27 protein-coding genes are annotated in these 25953 nt (G+C 35.4%); 18 read left to right on the forward strand and 9 right to left on the reverse strand.

Annotation, left to right across the window (positions count from 1 at the left end):
* The first annotated feature begins 134 nt into the window (after positions 1–134).
* Genes C7J90_RS05590 through C7J90_RS05600 form a run of 3 tightly spaced genes read left to right on the forward strand, consistent with a single transcriptional unit; the run spans position 135 to position 2369 of the window.
* Positions 135–383, forward strand: a complete 249-nt coding sequence (locus tag C7J90_RS05590; protein ID WP_232332130.1) for a hypothetical protein — start codon at positions 135–137, stop codon at positions 381–383.
* A 26-nt stretch (positions 384–409) separates the two neighbouring features.
* Positions 410–1183 (forward strand): N-acetylglucosaminidase, encoded by a 774-nt coding sequence (locus C7J90_RS05595; protein WP_232618863.1) that lies wholly within the window; start codon positions 410–412, stop codon positions 1181–1183.
* 58 nt (positions 1184–1241) lie between these two features.
* The gene (locus C7J90_RS05600) at positions 1242–2369 is read left to right on the forward strand and encodes an FAD-dependent monooxygenase (RefSeq protein ID WP_103209304.1); all 1128 of its coding nucleotides are present in this window, start codon (positions 1242–1244) and stop codon (positions 2367–2369) included.
* Between the two features lie 318 nt (positions 2370–2687).
* Here the strand turns inward: C7J90_RS05600 and C7J90_RS05605 are convergent, their stop codons facing one another.
* From C7J90_RS05605 to C7J90_RS05625, 5 genes are all read right to left on the reverse strand, one after another.
* The gene (locus tag C7J90_RS05605; protein ID WP_103209302.1) at positions 2688–3641 is read right to left on the reverse strand and encodes a 2-hydroxyacid dehydrogenase family protein; all 954 of its coding nucleotides are present in this window, start codon (positions 3639–3641) and stop codon (positions 2688–2690) included.
* A gap of 64 nt (positions 3642–3705) precedes the next feature.
* On the reverse strand, positions 3706–4020 hold the full coding sequence (locus tag C7J90_RS05610) for a DMT family transporter (RefSeq protein ID WP_103209300.1): 315 nt from the start codon (positions 4018–4020) through the stop codon (positions 3706–3708).
* Positions 4020–4343, reverse strand: coding sequence for a DMT family transporter (locus C7J90_RS05615; RefSeq protein ID WP_103209298.1), 324 nt, complete (start codon positions 4341–4343; stop codon positions 4020–4022). Before C7J90_RS05615 ends, C7J90_RS05610 begins: the two co-directional genes overlap by 1 nt.
* Positions 4344–4702: 359 nt before the next feature.
* Entirely contained in the window at positions 4703–5275 is a 573-nt protein-coding gene (locus C7J90_RS05620; RefSeq protein WP_103209297.1) for a CHAP domain-containing protein, read from the reverse strand.
* Positions 5276–5573: 298 nt separating this feature from the next.
* Positions 5574–5951: a DUF4870 domain-containing protein gene (locus tag C7J90_RS05625; RefSeq protein WP_103210406.1), complete on the reverse strand. Its 378-nt coding sequence runs from the start codon at positions 5949–5951 to the stop codon at positions 5574–5576.
* A gap of 214 nt (positions 5952–6165) precedes the next feature.
* On the opposite strand from C7J90_RS05625, the gene C7J90_RS05630 reads away from it, so the two are divergent.
* Together C7J90_RS05630 and nhaC are read left to right on the forward strand one after the other, a co-directional pair.
* A complete protein-coding gene (locus C7J90_RS05630) occupies positions 6166–7242 on the forward strand; it encodes an NAD/NADP-dependent octopine/nopaline dehydrogenase family protein (protein WP_103210404.1) in 1077 nt (358 codons plus the stop codon).
* 48 nt (positions 7243–7290) lie between these two features.
* A complete protein-coding gene (gene nhaC, locus C7J90_RS05635) occupies positions 7291–8697 on the forward strand; it encodes a Na+/H+ antiporter NhaC (protein WP_103210402.1) in 1407 nt (468 codons plus the stop codon).
* Between the two features lie 726 nt (positions 8698–9423).
* On the opposite strand, the gene C7J90_RS05640 is transcribed toward nhaC, so the two are convergent.
* Entirely contained in the window at positions 9424–10167 is a 744-nt protein-coding gene (locus C7J90_RS05640) for a CHAP domain-containing protein (RefSeq protein WP_103210400.1), read from the reverse strand.
* Positions 10168–10564: 397 nt separating this feature from the next.
* Here C7J90_RS05640 and C7J90_RS05645 point away from each other — a divergent pair, with 397 nt between their 5' ends.
* The 7 genes from C7J90_RS05645 to C7J90_RS05675 all read left to right on the forward strand — a co-directional run bounded on the left by C7J90_RS05645 (position 10565) and on the right by C7J90_RS05675 (position 16459).
* Positions 10565–10903, forward strand: a complete 339-nt coding sequence (locus C7J90_RS05645) for a PH domain-containing protein (protein ID WP_103210398.1) — start codon at positions 10565–10567, stop codon at positions 10901–10903.
* A 145-nt stretch (positions 10904–11048) separates the two neighbouring features.
* Positions 11049–12101 (forward strand): LLM class flavin-dependent oxidoreductase, encoded by a 1053-nt coding sequence (locus C7J90_RS05650; protein WP_103210397.1) that lies wholly within the window; start codon positions 11049–11051, stop codon positions 12099–12101.
* Between the two features lie 18 nt (positions 12102–12119).
* A complete protein-coding gene (locus C7J90_RS05655) occupies positions 12120–12473 on the forward strand; it encodes a DoxX family protein (RefSeq protein WP_103210395.1) in 354 nt (117 codons plus the stop codon).
* 601 nt (positions 12474–13074) lie between these two features.
* On the forward strand, positions 13075–13422 hold the full coding sequence (locus C7J90_RS05660) for a transcriptional regulator, SarA/Rot family (RefSeq protein ID WP_103207970.1): 348 nt from the start codon (positions 13075–13077) through the stop codon (positions 13420–13422).
* Positions 13423–13644: 222 nt separating this feature from the next.
* Positions 13645–14808, forward strand: a complete 1164-nt coding sequence (locus C7J90_RS05665) for an acyl-CoA dehydrogenase family protein (protein ID WP_167388990.1) — start codon at positions 13645–13647, stop codon at positions 14806–14808.
* 97 nt (positions 14809–14905) lie between these two features.
* Positions 14906–15295, forward strand: a complete 390-nt coding sequence (locus C7J90_RS05670) for a YbaN family protein (protein WP_103207972.1) — start codon at positions 14906–14908, stop codon at positions 15293–15295.
* A 249-nt stretch (positions 15296–15544) separates the two neighbouring features.
* Entirely contained in the window at positions 15545–16459 is a 915-nt protein-coding gene (locus tag C7J90_RS05675; RefSeq protein ID WP_103207973.1) for an ABC transporter substrate-binding protein, read from the forward strand.
* 152 nt (positions 16460–16611) lie between these two features.
* On the opposite strand, the gene C7J90_RS05680 is transcribed toward C7J90_RS05675, so the two are convergent.
* A complete protein-coding gene (locus C7J90_RS05680) occupies positions 16612–18132 on the reverse strand; it encodes a sodium:solute symporter family protein (RefSeq protein ID WP_103207975.1) in 1521 nt (506 codons plus the stop codon).
* A gap of 150 nt (positions 18133–18282) precedes the next feature.
* Positions 18283–19164: an N-acetylneuraminate lyase gene (locus C7J90_RS05685; RefSeq protein WP_103207977.1), complete on the reverse strand. Its 882-nt coding sequence runs from the start codon at positions 19162–19164 to the stop codon at positions 18283–18285.
* A 152-nt stretch (positions 19165–19316) separates the two neighbouring features.
* On the opposite strand from C7J90_RS05685, the gene C7J90_RS05690 reads away from it, so the two are divergent.
* The 4 genes from C7J90_RS05690 (at position 19317) to C7J90_RS05705 (ending at position 22349) form a co-directional block, all read left to right on the forward strand.
* Entirely contained in the window at positions 19317–20018 is a 702-nt protein-coding gene (locus C7J90_RS05690; RefSeq protein ID WP_232332101.1) for a FadR/GntR family transcriptional regulator, read from the forward strand.
* The gene (locus tag C7J90_RS05695; RefSeq protein ID WP_103207979.1) at positions 20011–20874 is read left to right on the forward strand and encodes an ROK family protein; all 864 of its coding nucleotides are present in this window, start codon (positions 20011–20013) and stop codon (positions 20872–20874) included. Before C7J90_RS05690 ends, C7J90_RS05695 begins: the two co-directional genes overlap by 8 nt.
* 128 nt (positions 20875–21002) lie before the next feature.
* Positions 21003–21563 (forward strand): biotin transporter BioY, encoded by a 561-nt coding sequence (locus tag C7J90_RS05700; protein ID WP_103207980.1) that lies wholly within the window; start codon positions 21003–21005, stop codon positions 21561–21563.
* Positions 21564–21590: 27 nt separating this feature from the next.
* Positions 21591–22349 carry a GNAT family N-acetyltransferase gene (locus tag C7J90_RS05705; protein ID WP_103208077.1) on the forward strand — a complete coding sequence of 253 codons (759 nt, stop codon included), beginning with the start codon at positions 21591–21593 and terminating at the stop codon, positions 22347–22349.
* A 358-nt stretch (positions 22350–22707) separates the two neighbouring features.
* Here C7J90_RS05705 and fdhD read toward each other — a convergent pair whose 3' ends face one another.
* Positions 22708–23508, reverse strand: coding sequence for a formate dehydrogenase accessory sulfurtransferase FdhD (fdhD, locus tag C7J90_RS05710; protein ID WP_103207982.1), 801 nt, complete (start codon positions 23506–23508; stop codon positions 22708–22710).
* A gap of 181 nt (positions 23509–23689) precedes the next feature.
* Between fdhD and C7J90_RS05715 the strand changes: the two genes are divergently transcribed.
* Both C7J90_RS05715 and C7J90_RS05720 read left to right on the forward strand, forming a co-directional pair.
* Positions 23690–24697, forward strand: coding sequence for a LacI family DNA-binding transcriptional regulator (locus C7J90_RS05715; RefSeq protein WP_103207983.1), 1008 nt, complete (start codon positions 23690–23692; stop codon positions 24695–24697).
* A gap of 77 nt (positions 24698–24774) precedes the next feature.
* On the forward strand, positions 24775–25950 hold the full coding sequence (locus C7J90_RS05720; protein WP_103207985.1) for a galactokinase: 1176 nt from the start codon (positions 24775–24777) through the stop codon (positions 25948–25950).
* Positions 25951–25953 lie beyond the last annotated feature (3 nt).

Genomic DNA, 25953 nt, shown 5'->3' on the forward strand with positions numbered 1-25953 from the left:
AATTCAAACCTTTTGCTTTATATGATTGAGTTATGTAGAGGGATATTCAATAGTAGTTGAAGTGACATAGTGGATATAGGTGTCACCATACATGATTCATGATAGAATAATACAGGTATAAGGTGGGTGAAAAAATGAATCAAGCACAAATGAAAAAAGTTAAAACATTAGGGATTATATCTAATATCTTATTAGTTCTAGGTCTTATATTTTTATTTATTATCCCTATAGTAGCTTTATTATGTTTTATAGTTACGCTTAGTTTGAGTCTCGTTTTATTTAACATGATATTTAAAGGTAAACGGTTCATTCGAATCATTGTAAATATTTCATATGTCATTGTACTTATCTTAATTATTACAGTGATATATGGCTTAAGATAACCATATGAAGAGGAGTTTTAAATAAGATGCAATGGATTAAAGAAAAACCTATGCGTACGATAGTTATCCTTATAATAGTCATCTTTTTTGTCTTATTTATTGTTAATGAAACAGGACTATTTAAAAATGATATATCTTATACATTTGACGAAGCATTAGACAAACAAACGAGTGGAGACGCTCTGCATACAAAGTCAAATGAAGGTCACTTTGTTGAAGCATCAAAAGAAGACGTCTCTGAGGCGATGAAAGTTAAAAGAACAGACTCTGATTTGATGTATATGGATATATCAGAGCCTGTCCATATGTCTGTTGACGAAGTGAATGAGATGCTAAAAGGTAAAGGCATACTCGAAGGACATGGGCAAGATTTTCTTGATGCACAAGATCAATATCATGTCAATGTGGTTTACCTTGTTAGTCATGCGAGCCTCGAAACAGGAGATGGACGATCAGAGCTTGCGAAAGGAATCACGCAAGGGAAAGCACGTTTTTATAATTTTTTTGGCATAGGTGCATTTGATCGTGATGCACTAGAAACAGGATCAAGTTTTGCAAAACAAGCGAAATGGACGACACCTGAAAAGGCCATTGAAGGTGGCGCAAAGTTTATACGCAATCACTATTTTGAAAATGGCCAAATTACATTGTATCAAATGCGTTGGAATCCTAAAGAGCCAGCGACGCATCAATATGCTAGTGATGTGGATTGGGCTTCAAAAATTTCAGAGCGCATGTCCATATATTATGATCGATACGGTATTAAACAAGACGATATACGAAAGCAATTTTATAGATAAGATAAGAGTCATCAATCAAGCATAGTAAGTTGGTATTGGATTAAATGAGGTGAATAGAATGAAAATCGGTATTGTAGGTGCAGGAATAGGCGGATTAACCGCGGCTATCATGTTAGCAGAACAAGGGCACCGGATTGAGATATTCGATAAAGCTGATGCACTGCGTGAGGTCGGTGCAGGGATAGGCATTGGAGAAAATGTACTCAAAAAGTTAGGGCAGCATGATTTAGCAAAAGGTATTAAAAATGCAGGTCAAATTTTAGAAAAAATGCGTGTGTTTGATGAATATGGTGAGTCACTCACTGAAATGAAACTTTCTCAAAAATCAACCAATGTTGCGCTTTTACGTCAAGCATTACTTGATATTTTAGTAAGTTACATCCCCGCTGGAATCATTCATCTTCAACATGAAGTTATCAAAGCTGAAGTTCAAAATGACCATGTTTTATTACACTTTCATCATCAAGATTCCAAATCTTTTGACCTTGTGGTAGGTGCTGATGGTATCCATTCAAAAGTACGACAAGTTATCAACCCGAAATCAAAAGTGAAATATCAAGGATATACTTGTTTTAGAGGTGTTGTAGAAGGAATAGATGATTTATCTCAAATTGCTGATGAATACTGGGGCAAAAAAGGCCGATTTGGGATTGTGAGCTTGTTAAACGGTCAAGCATATTGGTTTGCAACGATGAATGCTAAAGAAAAAGATGCACAGTTCAGCGGATTTAATAAACCATACTTGCAAGCTTATTTTAACCATTATCCAGAGCCAGTTAGAAAAATATTAGACCTTCAACCAGAAACAGGAATTTTACATCATGATATTTATGATCTGAAACCATTAAACACATTTGTTTATCAGAATCGCATCGTTTTAATTGGAGATGCTGCACACGCAACAACACCGAATATGGGTCAAGGTGCTGGACAAGCGATGGAAGATGCTATTGTATTAGCAAATGTATTGCAAAAATATGAGAGTGTGGCAGAAGCATTGAAACGTTATGATCGTTTGCGTGTCAAACATACCGCAAAAGTCATTAAACGCTCTCGTAAAATAGGGAAGATAGCGCAAAAAGAGCATCGTCTCAGCATTCAATTACGTAATAGGGTGTTAAAACGTTTACCGAAATGGTTGGTCGCATTACAAACTTCATTTTTGTTCAAATCGAAAAGTGAATAATCTTGATGTAATGCCAAAAAGGATGAGGTTGAGACATAAATCTCGAAGTTTTCTTATAATAAGATGATTCATTCAATGATACGAAAGTGTCTTTTTTAAAGTATTTTAATGTAAAATGACATGTATATCACGTCGTATTGTTGGCGAGACGCATGAGGGAATAGGATGAGCGTCGAGACCGGGGCGCAACCCATTCCCCTAGGAAATGCGAGCCAAACAATACGAATGATTGATAAAAGAAAAGCGTAGAGGCGATTCAATCATGAATCATCTCTACGCTTGTATTTTGGGATTGATGTCCCGGCTCTTTTTTATGCATTAGTTGACAATATAGTCAGGTTGCTCGTCATTTGCTTTTTTGATGAGGTTGGTAGCAACAATATCAGCCATCATATCACGTGCTTCAAATGTTGCGTTACCAATATGAGGTGTGATAACAACGTTGTCTAATGATTTTAACCCTTCTGTAATTTCAGGCTCAAATTCATATACATCGAGTGCTGCTCCCTCAATTGTCTTGTTCTTTAAGGCTTCAAGTAAAGCTTTTTCATGAACAATAGGGCCACGAGATGCATTGACTAAATAAGCAGTCGGTTTCATTAACTCTAATTGTGGTGTGTCAATCATATGTTTCATATCCGGATTGTATGCTGCATTCAATGTGACAAAATCAGCTTCTTTTAATAGTGTATCAAGATCCACGTATTTCGCACCGATTTCTTTTTCTTTCTCTTCTTTGCGATGTGGTCCAGTATAAAGAATGTCCATGTCAAAAGCTTTTGCTCTTTTTGCAACTGCACTACCAATTTCACCAAGGCCTACGATACCGATTGTTTTTCCAGAAACTTCACGGCCTCGGAAAAATAAAGGAGCCCATCCATCAAAGCCTTCATGACGCATCAATTGGTCGCCTTCAGGTATGCGACGTGCAACAGCAAGTAAAATAGCGATAGTTAACTCTGCTGTCGCATTAGTTGAAGCTTTGGGTGTATTAGAAACATCAATACCTTTTGAACGTGCATAGTCGATATCAACATTATTAAAGCCAGCACCATAGTTAGCGATAAATTTGAGGTTTTCACCACTATCAATCACTTCTTGATCGACATTCGTAGATAATAGGCTAACAAGACCAAAAGCATCTTTGATTGAATTTTTAAGTGTGTCTTTATCGATAATGCCTTGACCGTCATACATGTCAACTTCAAAATGTTCTTTTAATTTTTTTAAACCTGTTTCAGGAATAGGACCTGCTACAAATACTTTTTTCATTGTTACACTCCCACCTTTCATTTTTAGTATATGAAAACCTTTTCTAAAAAACAAGGATGCAAGCTTAAGCTATTAATTTCAGACCAATTGCTGAAACAATAATCAAAAAGATAAAGAATAGTCGTGAAAAATGTTTCGATTCATGATATGCAATCATTCCGAGTAAAGTTCCTCCGACTGTACCTATCCCAGTCCAAACAGCATAAGCGGTTCCCATCGAGATTTCCTGCATAGATAGTGATAAGAATAGCAAACTTAAAGCAAATGTCACTGCTAATAGTACGATATAACGCTTTTGAATTTTGAGTGCATATTGATTGAGCCAAAACACACCGAGCACTTCAAATGACCCTGCTAATAATAACGACAACCAAGCCATTAGGATACACCTTCTTCCTTGGATGTCAGTTTTAATCCAATGACACCTATTAATAATGTCAATATAAAGATGATTTTTAATACACTTGCAGGTTCATTAAAGAATAGCATGCCGACAATGACAGTGCCTAAAGTGCCAATGCCAACAAATACAGCATAGACTGTGCCAACGGGTAAATGCTTCGAAGCAGATAACATCATCCAAAAACTAAAAATAATGCAAAGTAATGTGAAGCACCATTCATACAGATGTGTAGAATGTGTAATACCAATGACCCAAAAGACTTCAACAATACCTGCAGTGAAAACTTTTAACCATTGCATAGTGAAACAATGCCTCCTTTATCAAAAAAATGTAATGGTACTAGTATAAAACGAAAATGCTTATTTATAAACAAAAGATGATGCAATTGTTCTATATTTTGAGTCAAAAAAGAAGGGGCTAGCACATAAATATCTCGAAGTTTTCTTATAACGAGATGATTCATTCAATGATACGAAAGTGTCTTTTTTTAAAGTAAAATTACATGTATATCACGTCGTATTGTTGACGAGACGCCTGAGGGAATAGGATGAGCGTCGAGTAAAAGAATAGCGTAGAGGTGATTCAATCATGAATCATCTCTACGCTATTATTGTGGGATTGATGTCCTAACTTCTTTCAGTCATATTTAAATAGATTACTATTTTAAGTGGATGTAGTTGTATGAGCTTGCTTCAGCACTAGAAATAGTACGCTCATTGACACTGAAAGGGCCACCGTTATAGTTCATTTCAGAAACAGTTACTGAACCATCATCATTAACTGATTCAACATATGCTACGTGACCGAAAGGCCCCATGTCAGTTTGTAATATGGAACCAGCTTCAGGTGTTGTGTTCACTGTATATCCAGCAGCAGAAGCAGCGTCATCCCAATTATTAGCATTGCCCCATGTTGATCCGATTTTGCCACCTACTTTGTCATAAACGTACCATGTACATTGACCTGCTGTATATAAGTTACCTGCATGTATTGTTCCAGTGGATTGAGTAGAAGTCGTTGTTGTTGATGTGTAATTTTGATTTGAGTATGTTTGACTATTTTGAGATTGGTATGAATAGTCAGTATTTCCATTTGTATTTGTATTGTAATTATATTGATATGAATAGTTATATTGACCTTCTGCTGCATCAGCTTGGTGATGATCTAACCCTAATGAAGCAGCACCAAGACCTGCAGATACTGTAGTAACTGTAGCGATTTTTTTTAACATAAATAAGTCCTCCTATAGCATTAAAAAAATATTTAAACTTTCACAGTATGAAAGGTATTTGTGTTCATGTCTCTTTAACGACAAGAACAACAATATCAGAAATAAATGCCTTTGTGTGCAATGTTACGCTTTTGTAATAGAAATAAAAAAGCCATCTGACATATTGTAATCATATGACAGATAGCTTAATTGTATAGAGGTATTGATATAATCGGATTGAATAATAAATAAAAATAGATATCTTATTTGAAGTTGTTACATGAATTGTAATATAAAGTATTTACTTAAAAATTAAACATTAACGGAAAAAGCGAATAGATAAAGGAGGAAGGTAAACTTCACCTTTATAAGCTTTTACAAGACCAATAATATGAAAAACAATTGATAATATTAGTAGAATAGGCGTGGTTATTATTCCGACTAAAGCAAATATAAGTACTGACGAAATAGATACCCAAATAAAGTAAGATATATAAAAGTTTAAATAATTTTTACCTGTTATATCAATAAAAGGTGATTCGTCTCTTTTTAAAAGCCAAATAATGATAGGTGCGATAAGTGAAGTAAAAAATGATGTTACATAAATAAGTGTGGCCATATTTTTATCTTCAATTGTTGGGCCGTACTGTTGGTGTGTTTGATGATCATGCACGTGATTGACTTCTTCAGTCTTCATGCGATACTAACCTCCATTAAAATATAAAAGTAACTTAATTTTATTTAATCAAAGTTGTTAATAACTTTCAAGATAAAGCATTATTTTTTTACAGTTAGGGTAGACATAAAAAAACAAAGAATAAGGGTAAAAATACTGTTTTCAATTGATGATTGTTTTGTTAATATCTTCATGAGTCACAAATATAAATAGTAAGCAGAAAGAAGGGTTATAAATGAAAATTGCAGTTGTTGGATCTGGGAATGGTGCTGTTACAGCAGCGATAGACATGGTGGATCAAGGGCATGACGTGAAACTTTATTGCAGAAATCAATCTATAGACAAATTTGATAAAGCACTTGAGCTTGGGGGATTTCATTATATTAATGAAGGTCAAGAAAGCTTTGTCAACTTCACTAACATAAGCGATAGTATGGAAGAAGTGATTAAAGATGCTGAAATCATTATGCTTGTCATCCCTTCTTCATTTATTGAATACTATGCGGAATTGATGTCTTCTTATATTAATGAAGATCAAATTATTTTCTTTAATATGGCAGCTGCAATGGGGTCTGCACGTTTTATTAAAGTACTTAACGAATATAAAATTGCAACACGTCCTACTTTTGCAGAGGCAAATACTTTAACGTATGGGACACGTGTGGACTTTGCATCAGCAACAGTAGATTTATCTTTAAAAGTACGCAAAGTTTATTTTTCGACATTTGAAGAGAAAGATTTAATACCAGCATTTGATAAAGTAGAGCAAATTTATCCTTATATTGTTAAAGAGGAAAGCTTATGGCGTACCAATCTTGAAAATGGTAATCCTGAAGTACATCCAGGCCCAACGTTATTAAATGTAGGTCGCATTGACTATAGTCAAGATTTTGCACTATATAAAGAAGGAATCACAAAGCATACGGTTCGACTGCTACATGCTGTTGAAATGGAGCGTTTATCTTTAGGACGTAAATTAGGATTCGAGCTTGAAACAGCAAAAGAAGCACGTATTGAACGAGGCTATTTGGAAAGAGAAATGGAAGACGAGCCATTAAATAAAATTTTTAATCACAGTCCTGTATTTTCACGAATACCTGGACCTAATAAAGTAAACAATCGTTACCTAACTGAAGATATTGCATATGGATTAGTACTTTGGTCAAGCTTAGGTAGAGAGATTGGCGTGCCAACACCAAATATTGATGCCATTATTATGATTGCATCTACTATACTTGAGCGAGACTTCTTTAATGAAGGATTAACGATTGATTATTTAGGGCGTGAAAATGTCGGCCTTATTTCGTATTAAAGTGACTTGAGTCATAGGAAGCATCACTAAAAGGGGAGAGTGTTGTGTATGAAAAGAAAACCGACATTATTTGAGTCAATTTCGACAATTGTCGTAATGATGTGCGTCGTATGTATTGGATTTATTGTTTTGGAAATTCCAATTCAACCGCTACTTATTATATCAGCAGCATATGCATCATTTATTGCATGGCGTGTCGGATTAAGATGGAAAGATTTAGAAGAAGGTATCACAGATCGATTATCAACAGCAATGCCTGCCATTTTTATCATTTTAACTGTGGGTATTATTGTTGGATCTTGGATGTATTCAGGTACAGTACCAGCATTGATTTATTATGGTTTAAAATTTTTAAGTCCTAGCTATTTTTTAGTTTCGGCATTTATAATCGCTGCGATTTGTTCGGTGGCAACAGGGACAGCTTGGGGCTCTGCATCAACTGCAGGTATTGCATTAATGGCCATTGGTCTACAAATGGATATACCAGCAGGCATGGCAGCAGGTGCTATTATTTCAGGAGCAGTATTTGGAGATAAGATGTCGCCACTCTCTGATACGACAAATCTTGCTGCATTAGTCACACGTGTCAATATTTTTAGCCATATTAGGCATATGGTTTTAACAACTGTGCCTGCTTCTATCGTGGCACTCGTTGTGTGGCATTTTGCATCGCGTCAATTTGGTGCGAATGTGAGTACTCAAAATATTGATACAATGCTAAAAGATATTGAAGCGATGTATCAATTAGGTTTTTTCGTTTGGATACCCATGATTGTCATAGTGGGGTGTTTATTGATGAGAGTATCGACAGTGCCTGCGATGTTAGCCTCTAGTGTATCAGCCATATTAGTGGGATGGCTCAATAATGGCTTTCAACTAAAAGATGGGTTTATCGCAACTTTTAAAGGATTTCACCCTGATATGATTACGAGAAATATTGACGGCATTTCAGATAAAGCCTTATCTCTTATCGAACAAGGCGGTATGATGAGTATGACCCAAATTATTATTACAATATTTTGTGGCTATGCATTTGCTGGTATTGTTGAAAAAGCAGGCTGTTTAGATGTACTTTTACATCGTATTTCTAAAAATATTAATTCACGTGGACAATTAATTTTAGCGACTGTCATTGGTGGATTAATTATGGTTCTTGCTGCTGGTGTAGCATCAGTGGTCATCATTATGGTAGGTATCTTACTTATGGAAATGTATGACAAGATGAATTTAGATCGTGTGAATTTGTCAAGAACGTTAGAAGACTCAGGTACGATGGTCATTCCGCTTATTCCATGGGGGACATCGGGGATCTATTATACACAACAACTTGGCGTTGGAGTTGGTGAGTTTTTCATTTGGGCAATACCGTGTTATTTATGCTTAATCATTGCTATCTTTTATGGGTTTACAGGTATAGGCATTAAAGAAAAATCACCTTCATCAGAACAGAATTAACACTAAAAGTGAATACATGTGAATAGAAAGATTTACAATGTAAAAAAGAAAATGTTTAACTTATATATATACGGCTATATATATAACATAAATGTGGTGATACCGACTATGAGTTCTAAGTGTTTGTAGCGGTGCACTTAAATGATTCGGTTTTCATCAATTTATCATCACCAATGATAAAAATATTAAAAGTACTCCTTAGTTAAGGGTGCATTAGTGCTGTTTGTATTTTGTAGCGAGAATACTTAATAGCACTATTGCGCCTTGCTTTGTGGAATTTTTCGAATAAATGTAATGAATCAAAAACAAATTCGCATTCAGTTTGTACTTTGGTTCTATAGTAAATCGGACTGGTGTATAAATAATTTCATTTATTTGATTGTTCCATAAAGCCTCGCTTTTCTAGGCGCCTCAGAAGTCTCGGCTTAGGAATCAATCAAATTAGCTATATTTATTCACACCCCTAAGTTATAAAGTATGTTTTACCAACTCAATTTTACTGATTTATGTCGTATTAAAAGAGGCATTAATGTTCAAAACTTTATGATCACACAACGAAAAAGGCGTTAAGCAATCCATTATTGCATAACGCCTTAATTTAATGCGACCAGTCCAATTTGACCGAGAGCCTGTACTTTCTAAGACTTTTGAGACTGTGCGAGTAACATAAAAAACGAGTTGACTCAAAAATCAACTCGTTTTTTATGTTTATATGATTTCAAGAAATTAGTGAATAAAGTTATAGCTAGCAGCTTGTCCTGCTGAAATTGTACGTGAAGTTACAACGCCTGGTCCGTGACCGTAGTTCATTTCTGAAACTGTTACTGAACCATCGCCATTAACTGACTCAACGTAAGCAACGTGACCAAATGCGCCTTGTGTCGTTTGCATAATAGCACCAGCAGCTGGTTTGTTATTTACAGTATATCCTGAGCTAGCAGCAGCGTTTGCCCAATTGTTTGCATTGCCCCAAGTAGAGCCAATTCTACCACCAACACGGTCGAATACGTAATATGTACATTGACCTACAGTATATAAATTCACACCACTTGTACCGTTAGAAATTGAACGATAACCAGATGAAGTAGTTGTTGAAGTTGTATATTGTGGCGCAGATGTTCTAGGTGCTGCAGTATAAGAACTTGATGTCGTTGTAGTTGTGTAATTAGAATAACTAGAATAATTATAGTTTGAAGGTTGAGTTGTTGTATAACTTGATGGAGTTGAATAGTTAGTACCAGTATAGTAATTGCTTGTGCTACCACCATTGAATTGATCTGGAGACCAGTTACCTTGCCACTCGAAGTGGTAGTTACCAAATCGGTCAATTGTGTAAGTATAGCTATAAGATGTTGGATCTTGAGGGTTGTATCCAGTGTTTTCAGCAGCGTCCGCGTCATGACCTTGTGATAATGTTAAAGCAGCTAATCCAGCTGTAGCGAGTGAAGTTGTAGCGATGATTTTCTTCATAATTAAAAGTCCTCCTGAAAATAGATATTATTATATTTTAGTGTATTCAATGTGAAATAATAAAACTTGACTTGCATTTTTTAGTTTGTTTTTAACAACGAGTATTACTTTATCAAAAAGGTATCGTGTTGTATAGTGCTTTTTTGATTTGTAATGTTTAAGGGATTTAGATGACATTTTTGTTTCAAAGCTCGCTTTTGTAGAAATGTTGAATTTATCGCAATAGTTTCGTCTACAGGATATAAAGTGATGTAAATATTATTAAGTTTTGTTACAAAAATGTAATATTCATGAAAAGATTGAGAATTATTTTAAAGTCGTATTCTGAGAATGTTTAATAGGATTTTGGGGTAAAGGGGTATAATAGAATAAATATGATTCAGTTAGGAGAATGAGCATGATATTAGATAAAGTCAATCCTGATGATTTATTCCCAACAGAAAAACAAGGGCCTTCTGTATTGGGTATCATCGAATATGAAGTACAGGGACAAAGTGAATTCAAAGGAGCGTATGTTGCTACGAATGAACGATTAATTATGAATGTGGATATGAACGGACAATTTTATTACCGTAATATTCCTTATAATGAGATAAGTCATATTAAATATGAAGACAATCAAATATTAATGGGGTTTGAAGTAGGTCAAGTCGCAATGAAAGAGATTGAAAAAGGGGACATTGCGTCGTTTATTTCATATGTAGAAGCACAAATTCAATCATCATTTAAGCAATAGAAAGGTAAATTTACTAAAGCGATTATATGAATAGATATACTTTGAATTGTTGATATAGATGCAATGAGCTATCGTATTGACAACTCGGTAAAACGGAATTATAATATCGATATAAAATTTATACTTCAGAGAAAGAGGTGACAGTATGAAGGTTGAAATAGGATTAACTTCATTTGCTGATAACCATGAGATTCACACGCAAGACGGAGAGTTTCCAGCTATACCAAGTGATGAACGTATACGAAATATTGTTGAGGAAATCAAGTTAGCTGATGAGGTTGGATTGGATATTTACGGTTTAGGTGAGCACCATCGACCAGATTATGCTGTGTCTAGTCCAGCAACAGTACTTGCAGCAGCAGCGACACAAACTAAAAACATCAAATTATCGTCTGCAGTGACAGTATTATCTTCAGATGATCCGATACGTGTCTATCAACAATTTGCTACACTGGATGCACTTTCAAATGGAAGAGCAGAAATTATGGCTGGACGTGGCTCATTTATCGAGTCGTTTCCTTTATTTGGATACAATTTAAACGACTATGAACAACTATATGATGAAAAATTAGAATTATTAATGAAGATTAACAAGAATACGATTGTTAATTGGGAAGGTAGTTTAACGCCGAATATTGATGGTCGTGGCGTCTATCCTAGAGCTGTTCAAAAAGAATTACCTATTTGGCTTGCAACAGGTGGAACACCTGAATCATCATTAAAAGCAGGTTCATTAGGCTTACCTATCACGTATGCTATTATTGGTGGGGATCCAAAACGTTTTTCACGTAATGTAGCAATGTATCGAGCAGTCGCTGAGTCAAATGGCTATAAAGCTGAAGATTTAAAGGTAGCTTCACACTCTTGGGGATATGTTGCTGAAACAGATGAACAAGCACAACGCGAATATTTCCCATCAGCAAAAGCGCATCATAATATTATCGCTAAAGAACGAGGATGGCCTCCATTTACAGTTGAACATTTCCAACGTGAAGTCGGTCCTTCAGGTGCAATGTATGTGGGCAGTCCAGAAACTGTAGCGCAAAAAATAATTGATACAGTTGAAGCACTTGGTCTCAATCGATTTATGTTACATTTACCAGTTGGCTCTATGCCACATGAAGATGTCATGAATTCGATTAAACTCTTTGGTGAGCGGGTAAAACCAATAGTAGATGAATATTTTAAAAATAAATAATTTGAGGAGAGAACAGAAATGATTTTAAGTTATGTCACAAATTTAAAGGTTGCAAAAGAATTATTCAATGCAGCTAAACCAAAATTACAAAACTCACAAAATATGAAAGATGCTTTTGAAAGTTTTGACTTGCCTAAAGAGCTAGTGCCAGTGATTGGTGCAGCTGAAGCAGCAGCATCTCTATTCATGGTATTAAGTATTTTTAACAAACGTTTTGCACAAATCGCATCAGTGTTAACTTTAGGTATCATGATTGGTGCTATTTCAAGCCACCTTAAAGCAGGTCATGGTAAAAAAGGTGCTCAACATGCCATTGATGTCTTTACATTGGCTGGTTTAAGCTTAGCTGATACATTTACAACTAAAAAATAATTTAACAAGTACGTATGTAAGGAATTGGGATATAAATATCTCAGTAATTGAAAAACTTCGAGGTTTTCGTAAGAAATTACGAAAAATCTCGAAGTTTTTTCTTTAATTCAATGATACGAAAGGGTCTTTTTTAAAGTATTTTAATGTAAAATTACATGTATATCACGTCGTATTGTTGGCGAGACGCCTGAGAGAATAGGATGAGCGTCGAGACCGCGGCTCGACACATCTTTTAGGAAATGCGAGGCAAACAATACGCTTTTATTTTGGGATTTAAGTCCTATCCTTTTTTCTTTGTTTATGAGGATTAAATAGAAGATTATTTTTAATTGTCATCATAAAAATAAAATATTACATATAACAATATTTTGCCTGTCATTTAAGAAGATTTTAGTGAAATTAATAGATATCTAATTAATGAAGACAATATAATTACAGAGATAAAAAGTTATCTAAAATTTTATGTGAAAAGTATTTGAAATATAAAGGAATACAGTTTAAAATATGGTTAAAAATAAATTTAATTTCCAAGTTAATATAGTTGAGCGCTGAATAATAGTTTGAACTAGTCGTCTTGGATATGCAACATAGGGGTGTAATTATGGAAAAGTATATGATCAAAAACATGAAAGAATTTATTACAATCAGCTATACAACTAAAGCATTATATGCCAAAGTCAAAAAAGATTATGGATTAACTTATGAAGAATTGTTTATTTTGAATTTTATTCACGAACATCGACTATCATGCTATAACGTGAAAGATATTATAAGTGCATCTAGTTTTAAGCCGTATTATATCACTAAAGCAGTTCAAAAATTGAAAGACTTTAATTATTTATCAAAGCGACGTAATGAAAAAGACGAAAGAACAGTGATTATCGAAGTGTCAGATGAACAATACCAAAAAATCGATCAATTATTTTCTGAAATTGAAGCATTATTTTGATTCGCTCTTTTAAGGCAATGGCTTTATATGTTCCAGCTCCAAGACAACATTTATAAACGAGAGAGATACCGAAATGAGATGATGATGTTTCGGTATTTTTATATTAAAATATAGCGTTAGCATTCAACGGACTTCATAACTCCAAACGTTAGGTTTCTATACGGAAATATATTATAATTTTGAGTGAAGAACTAAGAAATTATGAACTTTGGGGGAATCATTATGAAATCCGCACTTATTCAATCCGATATCCAGCATACATGGGTTGAAAAACTCGAGCGTCAGCGTCATTTATTTGAATCTCATGCTGAATATAATGATCAAAATGCACGCTTTCCTTATGAAAATATTCAATGGTTAGTTGACTCGGGCTATACAAAGCTGACATTACCTAAGTCATTTGGTGGTGAAGGGGCAACTGTTGAGGATATGGTCGTATTGCAAAGTCTATTAGGTTCTATGGATGGAGCTACTGCCTTGTCAATAGGATGGCACGTCAGTTTAGTAGGAGAATTATTTCAAAAAAGAAACTGGCCGAAAGAGATATTGAATGAATTCGCAACTGATGTCCAAAATGGGGCATTAGTCAATAGAGCAGTGAGTGAAGCTGAAACAGGCAGTCCAACAAGAGGAGGACGACCGAGTACACATGCAAAATTAGAAGGAGATTTTTATATCATTAATGGCGTTAAGACATTTACTTCAATGAGTAAAGGATTGACGCATGTCGTTGTAGCTGCCTATATTAAATCTATAGATAAAGTGGGCTTTTTCTATATGCCGACTAATATAGAAGGATTGGAAATTGCAGATAATTGGGATATGCTCGGTATGCGAGCGACTGAGAGTCATGATTTGATTTTAAATAATGTACGCGTACATCAAAAGTATCTTGTTGAAATCAAAGGGGAAGGACCAGATTTTCAAAATGGATGGTTATTGCATATTCCTAGCACTTATTTAGGCATCGCCCAAGCTGCAAGAGACTATGCTATCGACTTTGCGAATGAATATAGTCCGAATAGTATTGATGGTACTATTGGTGAGTTGCCAGTTGTTCAACAAAATATTGGTAAAATGGAAACGAAACTTTTAACTGCACGACACATGCTTTGGAGTACAGCTAAAGCCTATCGAAGCCTAGGAGATGTAAGCATTATGAATGAAACGGCTGCGAGTAAAGTGATTGTGATGAATGAAGGATTAGATGTTGTTGATCTTGCCATGCGAATCGTTGGAGCTAAGAGTCTAGAGATGGCACGTCCTCTCCAACGTTATTACCGCGATATGAGAGCAGGACTTCATAACCCACCAATGGAGGACATGGCTTATACTACTATTGCGAAGCGTGTTAGTAGTGATAGAAAGATGTTGAAAGCATTTTAGCAAAATATTGAGCGTTAAGACATTTTACCTCTTAAATTGAGTACACTTCAACAGCAATATCATTAAATTAATACTAGATAAAAGGACGTTCTAGCACATGCGTTATATTTTAATCATAATCGGAGTACTCTTTACGTTGCTTGGGTTTTTAGGGGCAGTATTACCGCTATTACCCACGACGCCATTTTTGCTTGTGGCAGTTATATGTTTTGCCAAAAGTTCGAAGCGATTTCACGATAGGTTAATTCGAACTACGATTTATCGTGCTTATGTTGAAGATTTTTGCAAGTATAGGGGCTATACCATGCGCAAAAAGATTCAACTTCTTATCAGTTTATACATCGTGATTGGTTTTTCAATAGTGATGGTAGAGGTCTTATTGATTCGCATAGGGCTTGTCATCATGGTTATATTGCAAACGATTGTCTTATTTACGTGGGTACGCACACTCCCTAAAGAACACGATGTTAAAGGCAAGGATAATTGAATAGCTGAGGTTGGTACAGTATAAATGATGTGTTGATATGACAAGTGCTGTGTTGGAAGCACTGGAGTATATTTATAGTCATATGAACTATACTGGAGCTGATCTTAGCTTTTTTGTGTTGTTTAAACAGAATGTGACTTGTGCATGTAAATGTCACGTTATTAAATAAGCACCTTCAAAAAAATGATAGCTATCTAAAAGAGAATGTTATATAATAATGATAATCATTATCAATTGGAGGATGTTAAAATGAAAAATTTATGGCTAGTCATGATAGCTGTTGTACTTGTACTTGCAGCCTGTGGTCAAACATCAAATGATAAATCAAGTGACACGAAATCATTTGAATTAAAAACTGCAAAAGGTGAAAAAGAAGTACAAATACCTCAAAATCCAGAACGTATTGTTGTACTAGCACCAACATATGCAGGTGGATTAAAATATTTAGGTGCACACATTGTAGGTGTTTCTGATCAAATTGATCAAAGTACGATACTTGCACCAAAATTTAAAGATGTAGACAAATTAGGAGCAGAAGATGTTGAGAAAGTAGCGACACTCAAACCAGATTTAATTATTACGTATAATACAGACAAAAATGTGTCTAAGTTGGAGAAAATTGCACCGACATTAGCTTTTGATTATGCACAATACGACTATCTTGAGCAACAAGAAGCAATGGGTGAAATCCTTAACAAAGAAAAAGAAGTTAAAGAATGGAAAGCCAAATGGGAAAATCAAACAGAAAAAGATGGTAAAGACATTCAGAAAGTTATCGGTGAAGATGCCACAGTATCTATTTTTGAAGATTTCAACAAAAAAATCTATGCTTACGGCAAGAACTGGGGACGCGGAAGCGAAGTGATTTACCAAGCTTTTGACTTAGAAATGCCTGAAGCGCTTGAAAAAGCGACAGAAAAAGAAGGTTGGACGGAAGTATCAAAAGAAGCCGTTGGAAAATACGCTGGAGATTATATTGTAACAGCTAAAGCAAAAGATGCAGCACTTCCAGATTTCCAAAAAACGGATTTATGGCAAAATCTTGAAGCCGTGCAAAACAATCATACTTTTAATGTAGATGCTTCTATATATTGGTACAATGATCCATATTCGTTGGACTATATTCGAAAAGATTTGAAAGAAAAATTATTAAGTGAATCTTAAAATGAATCATCAATAAGCTAGATAATGATTAGAAAAAAGAGAGTCTGAGATATCTCAGCAATCGAAAAAACTTCGAGGCTTTCGTAAGAATTTACGAAAAATCTCGAAGTTTTTATTTAGTATTTTCTAGGCAATAATCAGTCTTTGACGAGTTATTTGGATTTAGGCTTGTAAGTTACTTTACCGTGTTTATCATATATAGTTAGACCAGAAATATGATGTTGAGGTGCGGGTATGATGAGACTTGCAATATAAGCTACAACGAATGCAATTGCAAATGCGATAATCGACGTATAGAATGGTGAACCTGCACCACCAACACCTTGTAAGAAATAACTCGTAATAACAGCAACTAAAATACCTACAATAACTCCTGTACCATGTGTTCTTTTTGTGAAGATACCAACTGCAAAGATACCCGCAATCGGTACTCCAAATAATCCAGTAATTAATAAGAATAAATCCCATACATCACTTGAATCAGCAGCAATTAAGTATAAAGAGACTAACATGCCGGTTAGACCGACTAAAACAGTAACAATACGTGCAAAACGCACTTCGGATTTTTCATCTTTTTTACCAAAAAAGCGTTGTTTAATATCAACAGAGATACACGCTGCAATTGAGTTGAGACTAGATGAAATTGTAGATTGAGCAGCTGCAAAAATAGCGGCAATCAAAAGGCCAGCTATAAATGGTGGCATCTCAGTTAAAATGAAATAAGGCACGATAGACGATGTATTGAAATCATTTGGCAATTGTGTGTGATGCGAATAGAAAACAAATAAGACCGTTCCCATTCCGTAGAAAAGAGGAGCCGAAATAAGTGCTAAAATCCCATTTGTCCAAATCGATTGAGATGTTTCTTTGATCGAATCAGATGCTTGATAACGTTGAACGACGTCTTGGCTCGCTGTATACTGTTGTAAGTTGTTAAAAACACTACCGATAAAGATAATAGGTATAGCAGCAGCAGCGGCATTGATTTTCCAGTTATCTGCACTAATCAGCTTTTGATTGGAAACAGCATCGTTGATAACTGTAGAGATACCACCATCAATGTGTGTTATCCCCATAATAATGATGACGAGTGCGCCTCCTAAAAGAATAATTCCTTGAATAAAATCACTCCAAACGACACCTTCAAATCCGCCTAAGAAAGTATAAATAATACATAAAAGGCCTACTAAGCTTGCTACTAAATACGGATTGATATCAGAAACTGCAGTAATTGCTAATGTAGGTAAATAAATCACAATGGCGACTCTTCCAATATGAAATAAAATAAACAATAATGAGCCAACAACACGTACGGCAGGATTAAAACGTGCTTCTAAATATTCATATGCTGACGTTACGTTTAATTTTTTGAAAAATGGAATGTAAAAGTAAATCAGCAAAGGGATAATTGCAACAATCGCAATATTTCCAGCAATATAAGACCAGTCCGTTAAGTATGATTTTTCCGGAGTAGACATAAATGTAATAGCACTTAATGTTGTAGCATAAATTGAAAAGCCAACGACCCATGAAGGAAGGCGACCGCCGCCTTTAAAGAAACTATCAGAGTCTCGGCCTGCACGTTTTGTAAAAAAGGCACCGACTCCTAACATTAATAATAAGTATAAAACTAAAGCCACCCAGTTCCATAAACCAAAGCCAATTGATTCCATAATAATACCCCTTTCATCGTTGAATAGTCCCAATAAGAAAACGCTTTCATAATATTGTGTCAATCACTTGAAGATAGCGAGAGACCATTGTCAATAACGATGAAAAAGTATGTTCCAACGGTTTTCCTATATCTTCAAGTACGGTGATGATTATAATTGATAGTTCTGAATTAATGATTTAAGTTCTTCGCGATAAATTTCGTTAAACGGATGGAATGGTGCTTTCGGCTGGCCAGTATCGATTCCTTTTTCCGATAGAATGGCTTTTAAAGTCGGGTAAAGCCCCATTCTTAGAACAGTTGCAATGATATCATTTGTTTCATGTTGCACTTTATAGGCCTGTGCGACATTATCGTTTTGGGCCGATTCAAAAATATCACGTGCACGTTGACCATTGATGTTGTATGTAGAACCGATTGCCCCATCTACCCCTGAAATGGCGGCTTGAACGAGCATTTCATCGAAGCCAGAGAAAATCAGCTTATCTGGGAATGCTTTTCTTAATCGCTCTAGTAAGAAAAAGTCTGGTGCAGTATATTTAACACCGATAATTTTATCGTTTTCAAATAATGTTTCGAATTGTTCAATTGAAATGTTTACGCCAGTTAGTCCTGGAATAGAGTAAATAATCATATTATTTTGAGTTGCTTCAATGATTCTGTTGTAATAGTCACGAATTTCTTCAAATGTAAATGGATAATAAAATGGTGTAACAGCTGATAAGCTATCATATCCTAATTCAGTCGCATATTGTCCAAGCTCTATAGCTTCATTTAAGTCCAATGATCCAACTTGAGCAATTAACTTAATGTCTGTTTTGGCTTCATCTTTAGTAATGCGAAAGACGGCTTTCTTTTGTTCGGTATTCATAAGGAAATTTTCACCAGAACTTCCATTTACGTACAAACCATCTAGTTTTTGCTCATCAATAGCATTGCGTATGATTTGTCGTAAGCTATTCTCCATAATGTGCCCTTGTTCATCAAAAGGAACAAGTAATGCTGCATATAATCCTTTTAAATCCTCTTTCACAAAATAACCTCCAGTCTATTGTAATATTGGTCAGACCAATTTATAATTTAATTGTAAGCGTTAACATCATAGTCGTCAATCTTTAATTTTTGTCTGTATTCAAAACTAAAGGCATTATTAATGTACAAAATATGTAGCGTATATGTTTCTTTATGATACACTTAAAGCAAAATTTTGAAGAAGGTTGTTATAAATTGAAGGATAAAAATGTTGATAAAACGATGAGTCTTAAACAAACCATAGTTGAGAAGATTAAACATTATATTTTAGATAATCGCTTAAAAGTAGGTGATAAGATTCCAACTGAACGAAAGCTTGCTGAAGCGTATAACGTCAGTCGATCAGTAATACGTGAAGCCTTGAGCTATCTTGAAAATACAGGTGTTACAGAGAGTGTTCAAGGTAAAGGCACCCTTGTCAAAGAACAAGATATTACACCTCTGATTGACGGATTTTTGTTTAGCTTTCAAGTATCACAAGGCGATATTAAAGATTTACTCATGTTGAGGCTTACTTTTGAACTTGCTGCCATTGACATGATTGAACAACAACAGCTATCGCTTGATACAATCGAAGCATCGTTAGTTAATGATGTGGGTCAATTTGATTCAAGCCAAGATCAAGCCTTTCATCAAAGTATATTGGAGTCTGTTAATTCAACATTATTTAAGCAAATGAGTGCGGTTGTTCAAGCTTATTTTTATCGACATTCTATTACGACGACTATAGAGGAAAATCGATTAAGTATTAAAGAGCATCATGCCATATATCAAGCACTATCTCAAAAAGATTATGCTAAAGCCAAAATGTTATTGACGCAACATCTCATGAAAGGGGTCAAACATAATGATTAAAGTCGCATTTGATATTGGAGGAACGTATATCAAATCTGCGGTTGTAACTGATGAACTTACAATTGAGCATTTTGAAAGGGTACGCACGCCAAAGAATATAGATCATGCTATTTTAAATATTGTCAAAGCACGATTAGAGGCTATCATTCACCAATATGAAAACCCAGAAGTGCGACTAGGTATTTCGACAGCAGGGGCTGTAGATCGAGACAATAAAACAATTGCATACGCTAATGAGAATATTTTAAATTATACAGGAACGAACTTTGAAGATTGTTTAAAACATATGGTGAGTCGCATTCAAGTTTATAACGATGTCGATGCTGCTTTACTCGGTGAACTCACACAAATGAACCAAAATGATAAGAATATATTCTGTCTTACATTGGGAACTGGTATTGGCGGTAGTTATTATCATAAAGACTTTGGGCTCATCACTGGTGCGCGCCACAGACCACATCAAATTGGAAATTTATTGTATGATACAGCTTCGAAAACTTATTACGAACAGCGTGCTTCTACACGCGCTTTGAAACGACAACTCAAGGCGTCAAATTATAATCATTGTGATATACCGCGACTATTTGATGAAGCGGAAGATGGCTATAAAGAAGCACAGCAGCAATTGTCAAATTGGGGTAGAGAAATAGCAAGAGGAATTGCTGAAGTACAAATCATGTATGATCCTGATGAAATAATCATTGGTGGAGGCGTATCAGCCCAACAACAGCGTTTACTGAAATATATTGTTCCACACGTACCTATGTTTTTGCCTAAGGACTACGGACATGCAAATATCAGATGCGCTCAGTTTGACAATTATGCAGCGCTTATTGGCGCGGTCTCAAGAATGTAAATAAATGTAGCTAAAAAGTTTACAAAGGTGGTATAATACGAAGAGGTTGAGGCGGATATACAGCGTTAAAACACGCTGTACCACTTTGTCTCAAACGTTATATAACGTACGATAGGGAGGATTTTATATTGAATACACGTTTTTTAGTATATACTGCCTTGATGACTGCTATTATCGCAGTGTTAGGGGTTATTCCTGCAATTCCACTGCCGTTTATACCGGTACCTATTGTGATTCAAAATGTAGGAATCTTTTTAGCAGGTATTTTATTAGGGCGTAAATATGGATTTTTAAGTGTAATTGTCTTTTTATTACTTGTTTTAATCGGTGCACCATTGTTATCAGGTGGTCGCGGTGGTTATGGCGTGTTTTTTGGACCAACAGCAGGCTTTTTAATTATGTATCCAATTGTTGCATTCCTTATCGGTTGGATGCGCGATCGTCAATTTGAGCGATTGAATTTAAAGCGCATTTTCATTATCATTTTAATTTTTGGTGTGATATTACTTGATGTTGTTGGTGCAATTGTAATGGGACTCATTATTAATATGCCAATACATAAAGCATTATGGTTATCGATGACATTCTTACCTGGAGATATTATTAAAGCGGTGATTGCGTCATTAATCGCGGTTGCTTTATTAAAAAATCCAGTCACAGCAAGAATTATGCGTGGTTTCACAGAATAAACAAGAGGAGGGGTTTGAGTGGTGTCAATGTGTGATATTTATACAGATGGAAACATAGCAGAAGTGACAGAGCGCATGGTTATTTACAATACGCCTTCTACCCCTTTGCATTATGATGCGAATAAGTGGATTTACCGACAAATGCCCGATATATTGACGTTTCAAAATGATATGCTGATACAGCAACGGGTACATGAAAATCAAGGATCAAATCATTTGCAATTTGAGTTCCCAGACAATGTTAAACCTCATGCTGAGATGCTACACTTTTTACGTTCGAAAGGGTTCCAGTTAGGATATGTCGAGCTTTACGTTATTGAAGGAAATAGTTTGCAAAATATATCTGATGAACCAATATCATTGAAAAAGGTGACAGCTGAAACAGTAAATGATTATTTCACTGTATTTAATCCGTTAAGTATCGAATTTGGTGAAGAATATGTTCGCGAATCAAATGCACGTATTTTAAAAAAGGTACAGCAAGTGAGTGCACCTATTCAATATTATGTTGCATACGATGCGGCAGAACCTGTAGGTATTGTGAATTTAATTGAAACGAAAAAAACAATTGAAATAGATGGTTTTGCTGTTCGGGCTGATATGCAAAAACAAGGTATTGGTAAACGAATGCAGGCGCAAATTGGTAAAATAGCGCGCGAGCGTTCCGTCATACTTGTGGCAGATGGCGAAGACACTGTTAAGGATATGTATGTGAAACAAGGTTATACATATATCAGTTTTAAATATAGTGCATTATTAGAAGAACTAAATAAACAAAAGGCGTAAGATATACTCAAAATGTAAATCTTGCGCCTTTTTTGGTTCTATAGTAAATCGGACTGGTGTATAAATAATTTCATTTATTTGATTGTTCCATAAAGCCTCGCTTTTCTAGGCGCCTCAGAAGTCTCGGCTTAGGAATCAATCAAATGTGCTATATTTATTCACATCCCTAAGTTATAAAGTATGTTTTACCAACTCAATTTTACTGATTTATGTCGTATTAAAAGAGACGTTAATGTTCAAGACTTTATGATTACACAACGAAAAAGGCGTTAAGCAATCCATTATTGCATAACGCCTTAATTTAATGCGACCAGTCCAATTTGACTGAGAGCCCTTTTGTTATGTTCGATTTTAAACGCTATGATGACGATGGGTTAACGATGCGTTCCGGATGACTATAAATATTAAAATGTTCTTCTCGAACAAACCCCACAGCAGTAATGTTTAAATCATGTGCGAGTTGAATGGCAAGTGTTGTAGGAGCAGACTTTGACACAATCATACCGACACCAATCTTTGCAGCTTTAATCAATATTTCTGAAGAGATGCGACCACTAAAAATAAGTATCTTATCTCGAACAGGTATATGATGTTGAATACAATAGCCAAACAGCTTATCTAATGCATTATGGCGTCCGATATCTTGACGATGAATGTAAAAGTCACCACCATCACTAATAGCAGCATTATGCAGACCGCCTGTAACATGAAATGTACGACTTTCATTTTGGAGTCGCGCCATCATCTTTAAGATTTGCTGAGGTGTCACTGATATGGTAGACATCGATGTCTTAGCAATGGCTGCATCATTTTGAAAATAGAACTCTCGACTTTTGCCACAACACGATGCTACTAAACGCTTAGTTGATAGTTGTATCCGTTGATTCAGTTGTGTTGTTAATGTGACATGAGCAAAGCCTCGACTATCATCAATGTTGCAATGTTTGAGTTCATCACGTTTTAAAATAACGCCCTCTGAAGCTAAAAAGCCGAATACCAATTCGTCAAGGTGATTTGGACTACAAATGACCGTTGCAAATTCGTCACCATTAACAGTGATTGTTAATGGAAATTCGGTAACATAGTTATCTGTTGTTTCAAACAACTGACCATTTTCATAGCGCATAATCGTTTGATCATAACGTATATCACGATTCATTCGCATATCCCCTCCTTGGCGCATAAGACATTTAAAAATCATATTTTGATGATCATTAAAATGATTATCTTTTATTTTAAATCTTTCATTTCTTTTTTGGAAGTGTTTGATTTTCTAATGTGTTAAGATTATACTAAACTTTAGTAAACAATAGTAAACTTAATAAGGAGTTGCATAACAGATGGCGAGTATTCGCGAAATAGCTAAGTATGCCAATGTAAGCCCAGGAACAGTGTCTAGGGTTCTCAATGAAGATCCATCATTATCTGTCAATCCTAAAACGAGAGAACGTGTACGTCGTGTTGCACAAGAATTGAATTACAATAAACAGTCGCGAGTATCTCGTCAGATACAAATCGTAACGCATGCTTCTAAAGAGAAGGAAATGGTTGATCCCTATTATAGAGAACTTCGATTGGCAATTGAAAAAGAAATCACACAATTAAATTTAACACTAAAAAAAACAATACGCACAGATGAATTAAAGCGATTAACTGAACTGAGTCAAGTTGAAAAAGCAGGAGGTGTGATTGTCATTGGACCATTCCAAGATGAAGTGATACAAAAATTGCAACAATATAATACAAATATTGTCTTGATCAATCAAATGAAACAACCTGCCTATATTGATGCGATTTCTTCTGATTTATATCAAGCAATGACTCACTTGTTAACGAATTTATGCCAACATGGCCTGTCTGATGTTTGTTATGTTGGAGGACAAACGAAAGTGAGAAACATTGGTAAACATCATCACCAAATGATAGATGATGACAGACAAAATGCTTATGTTGATTGGTGTGACAAGCAACACATACCCCCCCATTACTATAAAACAGAGTGGCGACGTGAAAGTGCGCAAGATGTTGTGAAAAAGATGATGAAACGAGCTGATATGCCGGATGTAATTATTGCAGGCAATGACATGTTAGCAGTAGGAATTGTCCAAGAACTTCAAAAAAATCAATATCATGTTCCTGGCGATGTTAAAGTAATAAGCTTTAATGATTCAGAAGTCGCACAATACGCTGTCCCAATGTTAACAAGCGTTCATATACCTATTGAAGAGTTTGGAAGACAGGCGGTACGTTTAATTCAAGATCGATTGAAAGGTCAACGTCAGGTTGCGATTCATATGACATTAGAAACAACGATTCAATATCGTGACAGCTTTCCAAACTTTGAGTAAGGAGCATTGACAAATACGTTTGATAAACAGTAAACTATTTATGATGTTTACTATAAATCACAATTGGGGTGGAAACGATGTCTAAGTTAAAACAAGTATTTCAATCACAGTTTCATAAAGAACCGACTTTATCCGCATTTGCACCTGGACGCATTAATTTAATCGGAGAACATACGGACTACAACGGTGGGTACGTCTTTCCGGCAGCTATTGAATTGGGAACATATGGCGTAGCGCGATTGCGTGAGGATCGTCAAATAAACTTATACTCATTGAACTTCGAAAAGACAGGGGTTATTTCATTTAGTTTAGATAATCTTGACTATAATGCTGATCATCAATGGGCAAACTATCCAAAAGGTATGATTCGTTACTTAGTTGAACAATATCCGGAAATTAACAAAGGTTTTGATATTGCTATTGAAGGAAATATTCCGAATGGTGCGAGCCTATCTTCATCTGCATCGATTGAATTGTTAACAGGTCATATTGTCACTGAACTGTTTCATATTGATATTGATCGATTAGATCTTGTGAAATTAGGACAACGTGTCGAAAATCAATTTATAGGTGTCAATTCAGGCATTATGGATCAATTTATTGTGGGGTTTGGCAAAAAAGACCATGCAATTTTGCTTGATACAAATACACTTGACTACCATTATGTGCCAACAGAGTTTGGTGAATACAAAATTTCAATTATGAATACGAACAAAAGACGTGAGTTAGCAGAATCTAAATATAATGAACGCCGTAGTGAATGTGAAGCAGCATTAGCGTTGTTGCAAAAGCGTTTGAATGTGCAGACATTAGGTGAAATTTCAGTAGAAGCGTTTGAAGCCAATCAAGATATTATTGAAGATGATGTGTTACTTCGTCGTGCTAAACATGCGATTACGGAAAATGCTCGTACGAAAGAAGCTTATGATGCACTTCAAAAACATGACTTTGAAACATTTGGTCAATTGCTAAATGCATCACATCAGTCTTTAAAAGAAGATTATGAAGTGACTGGTATTGAATTAGATACGTTAGCAGAATCTGCACAAGCAGTTGAGGGTGTACTAGGAGCGCGTATGACAGGCGCAGGGTTTGCAGGGTGTGCGATTGCACTTGTGCATCAAGATAAAATCAAAGATCTAGAGAAACAAGTCACTGAAAAGTATGTTGATACAGTTGGTTATGCACCGTCTTTCTATCATGTTGATATTGCAGATGGTGTGAGAACAATAACAGAACTAAAAGGAGTGTAAGGG

The sequence above is a fragment of the Staphylococcus felis genome (assembly GCF_003012915.1).
In the GTDB taxonomy this organism is placed as follows: Bacteria; Bacillota; Bacilli; order Staphylococcales; family Staphylococcaceae; genus Staphylococcus; species Staphylococcus felis.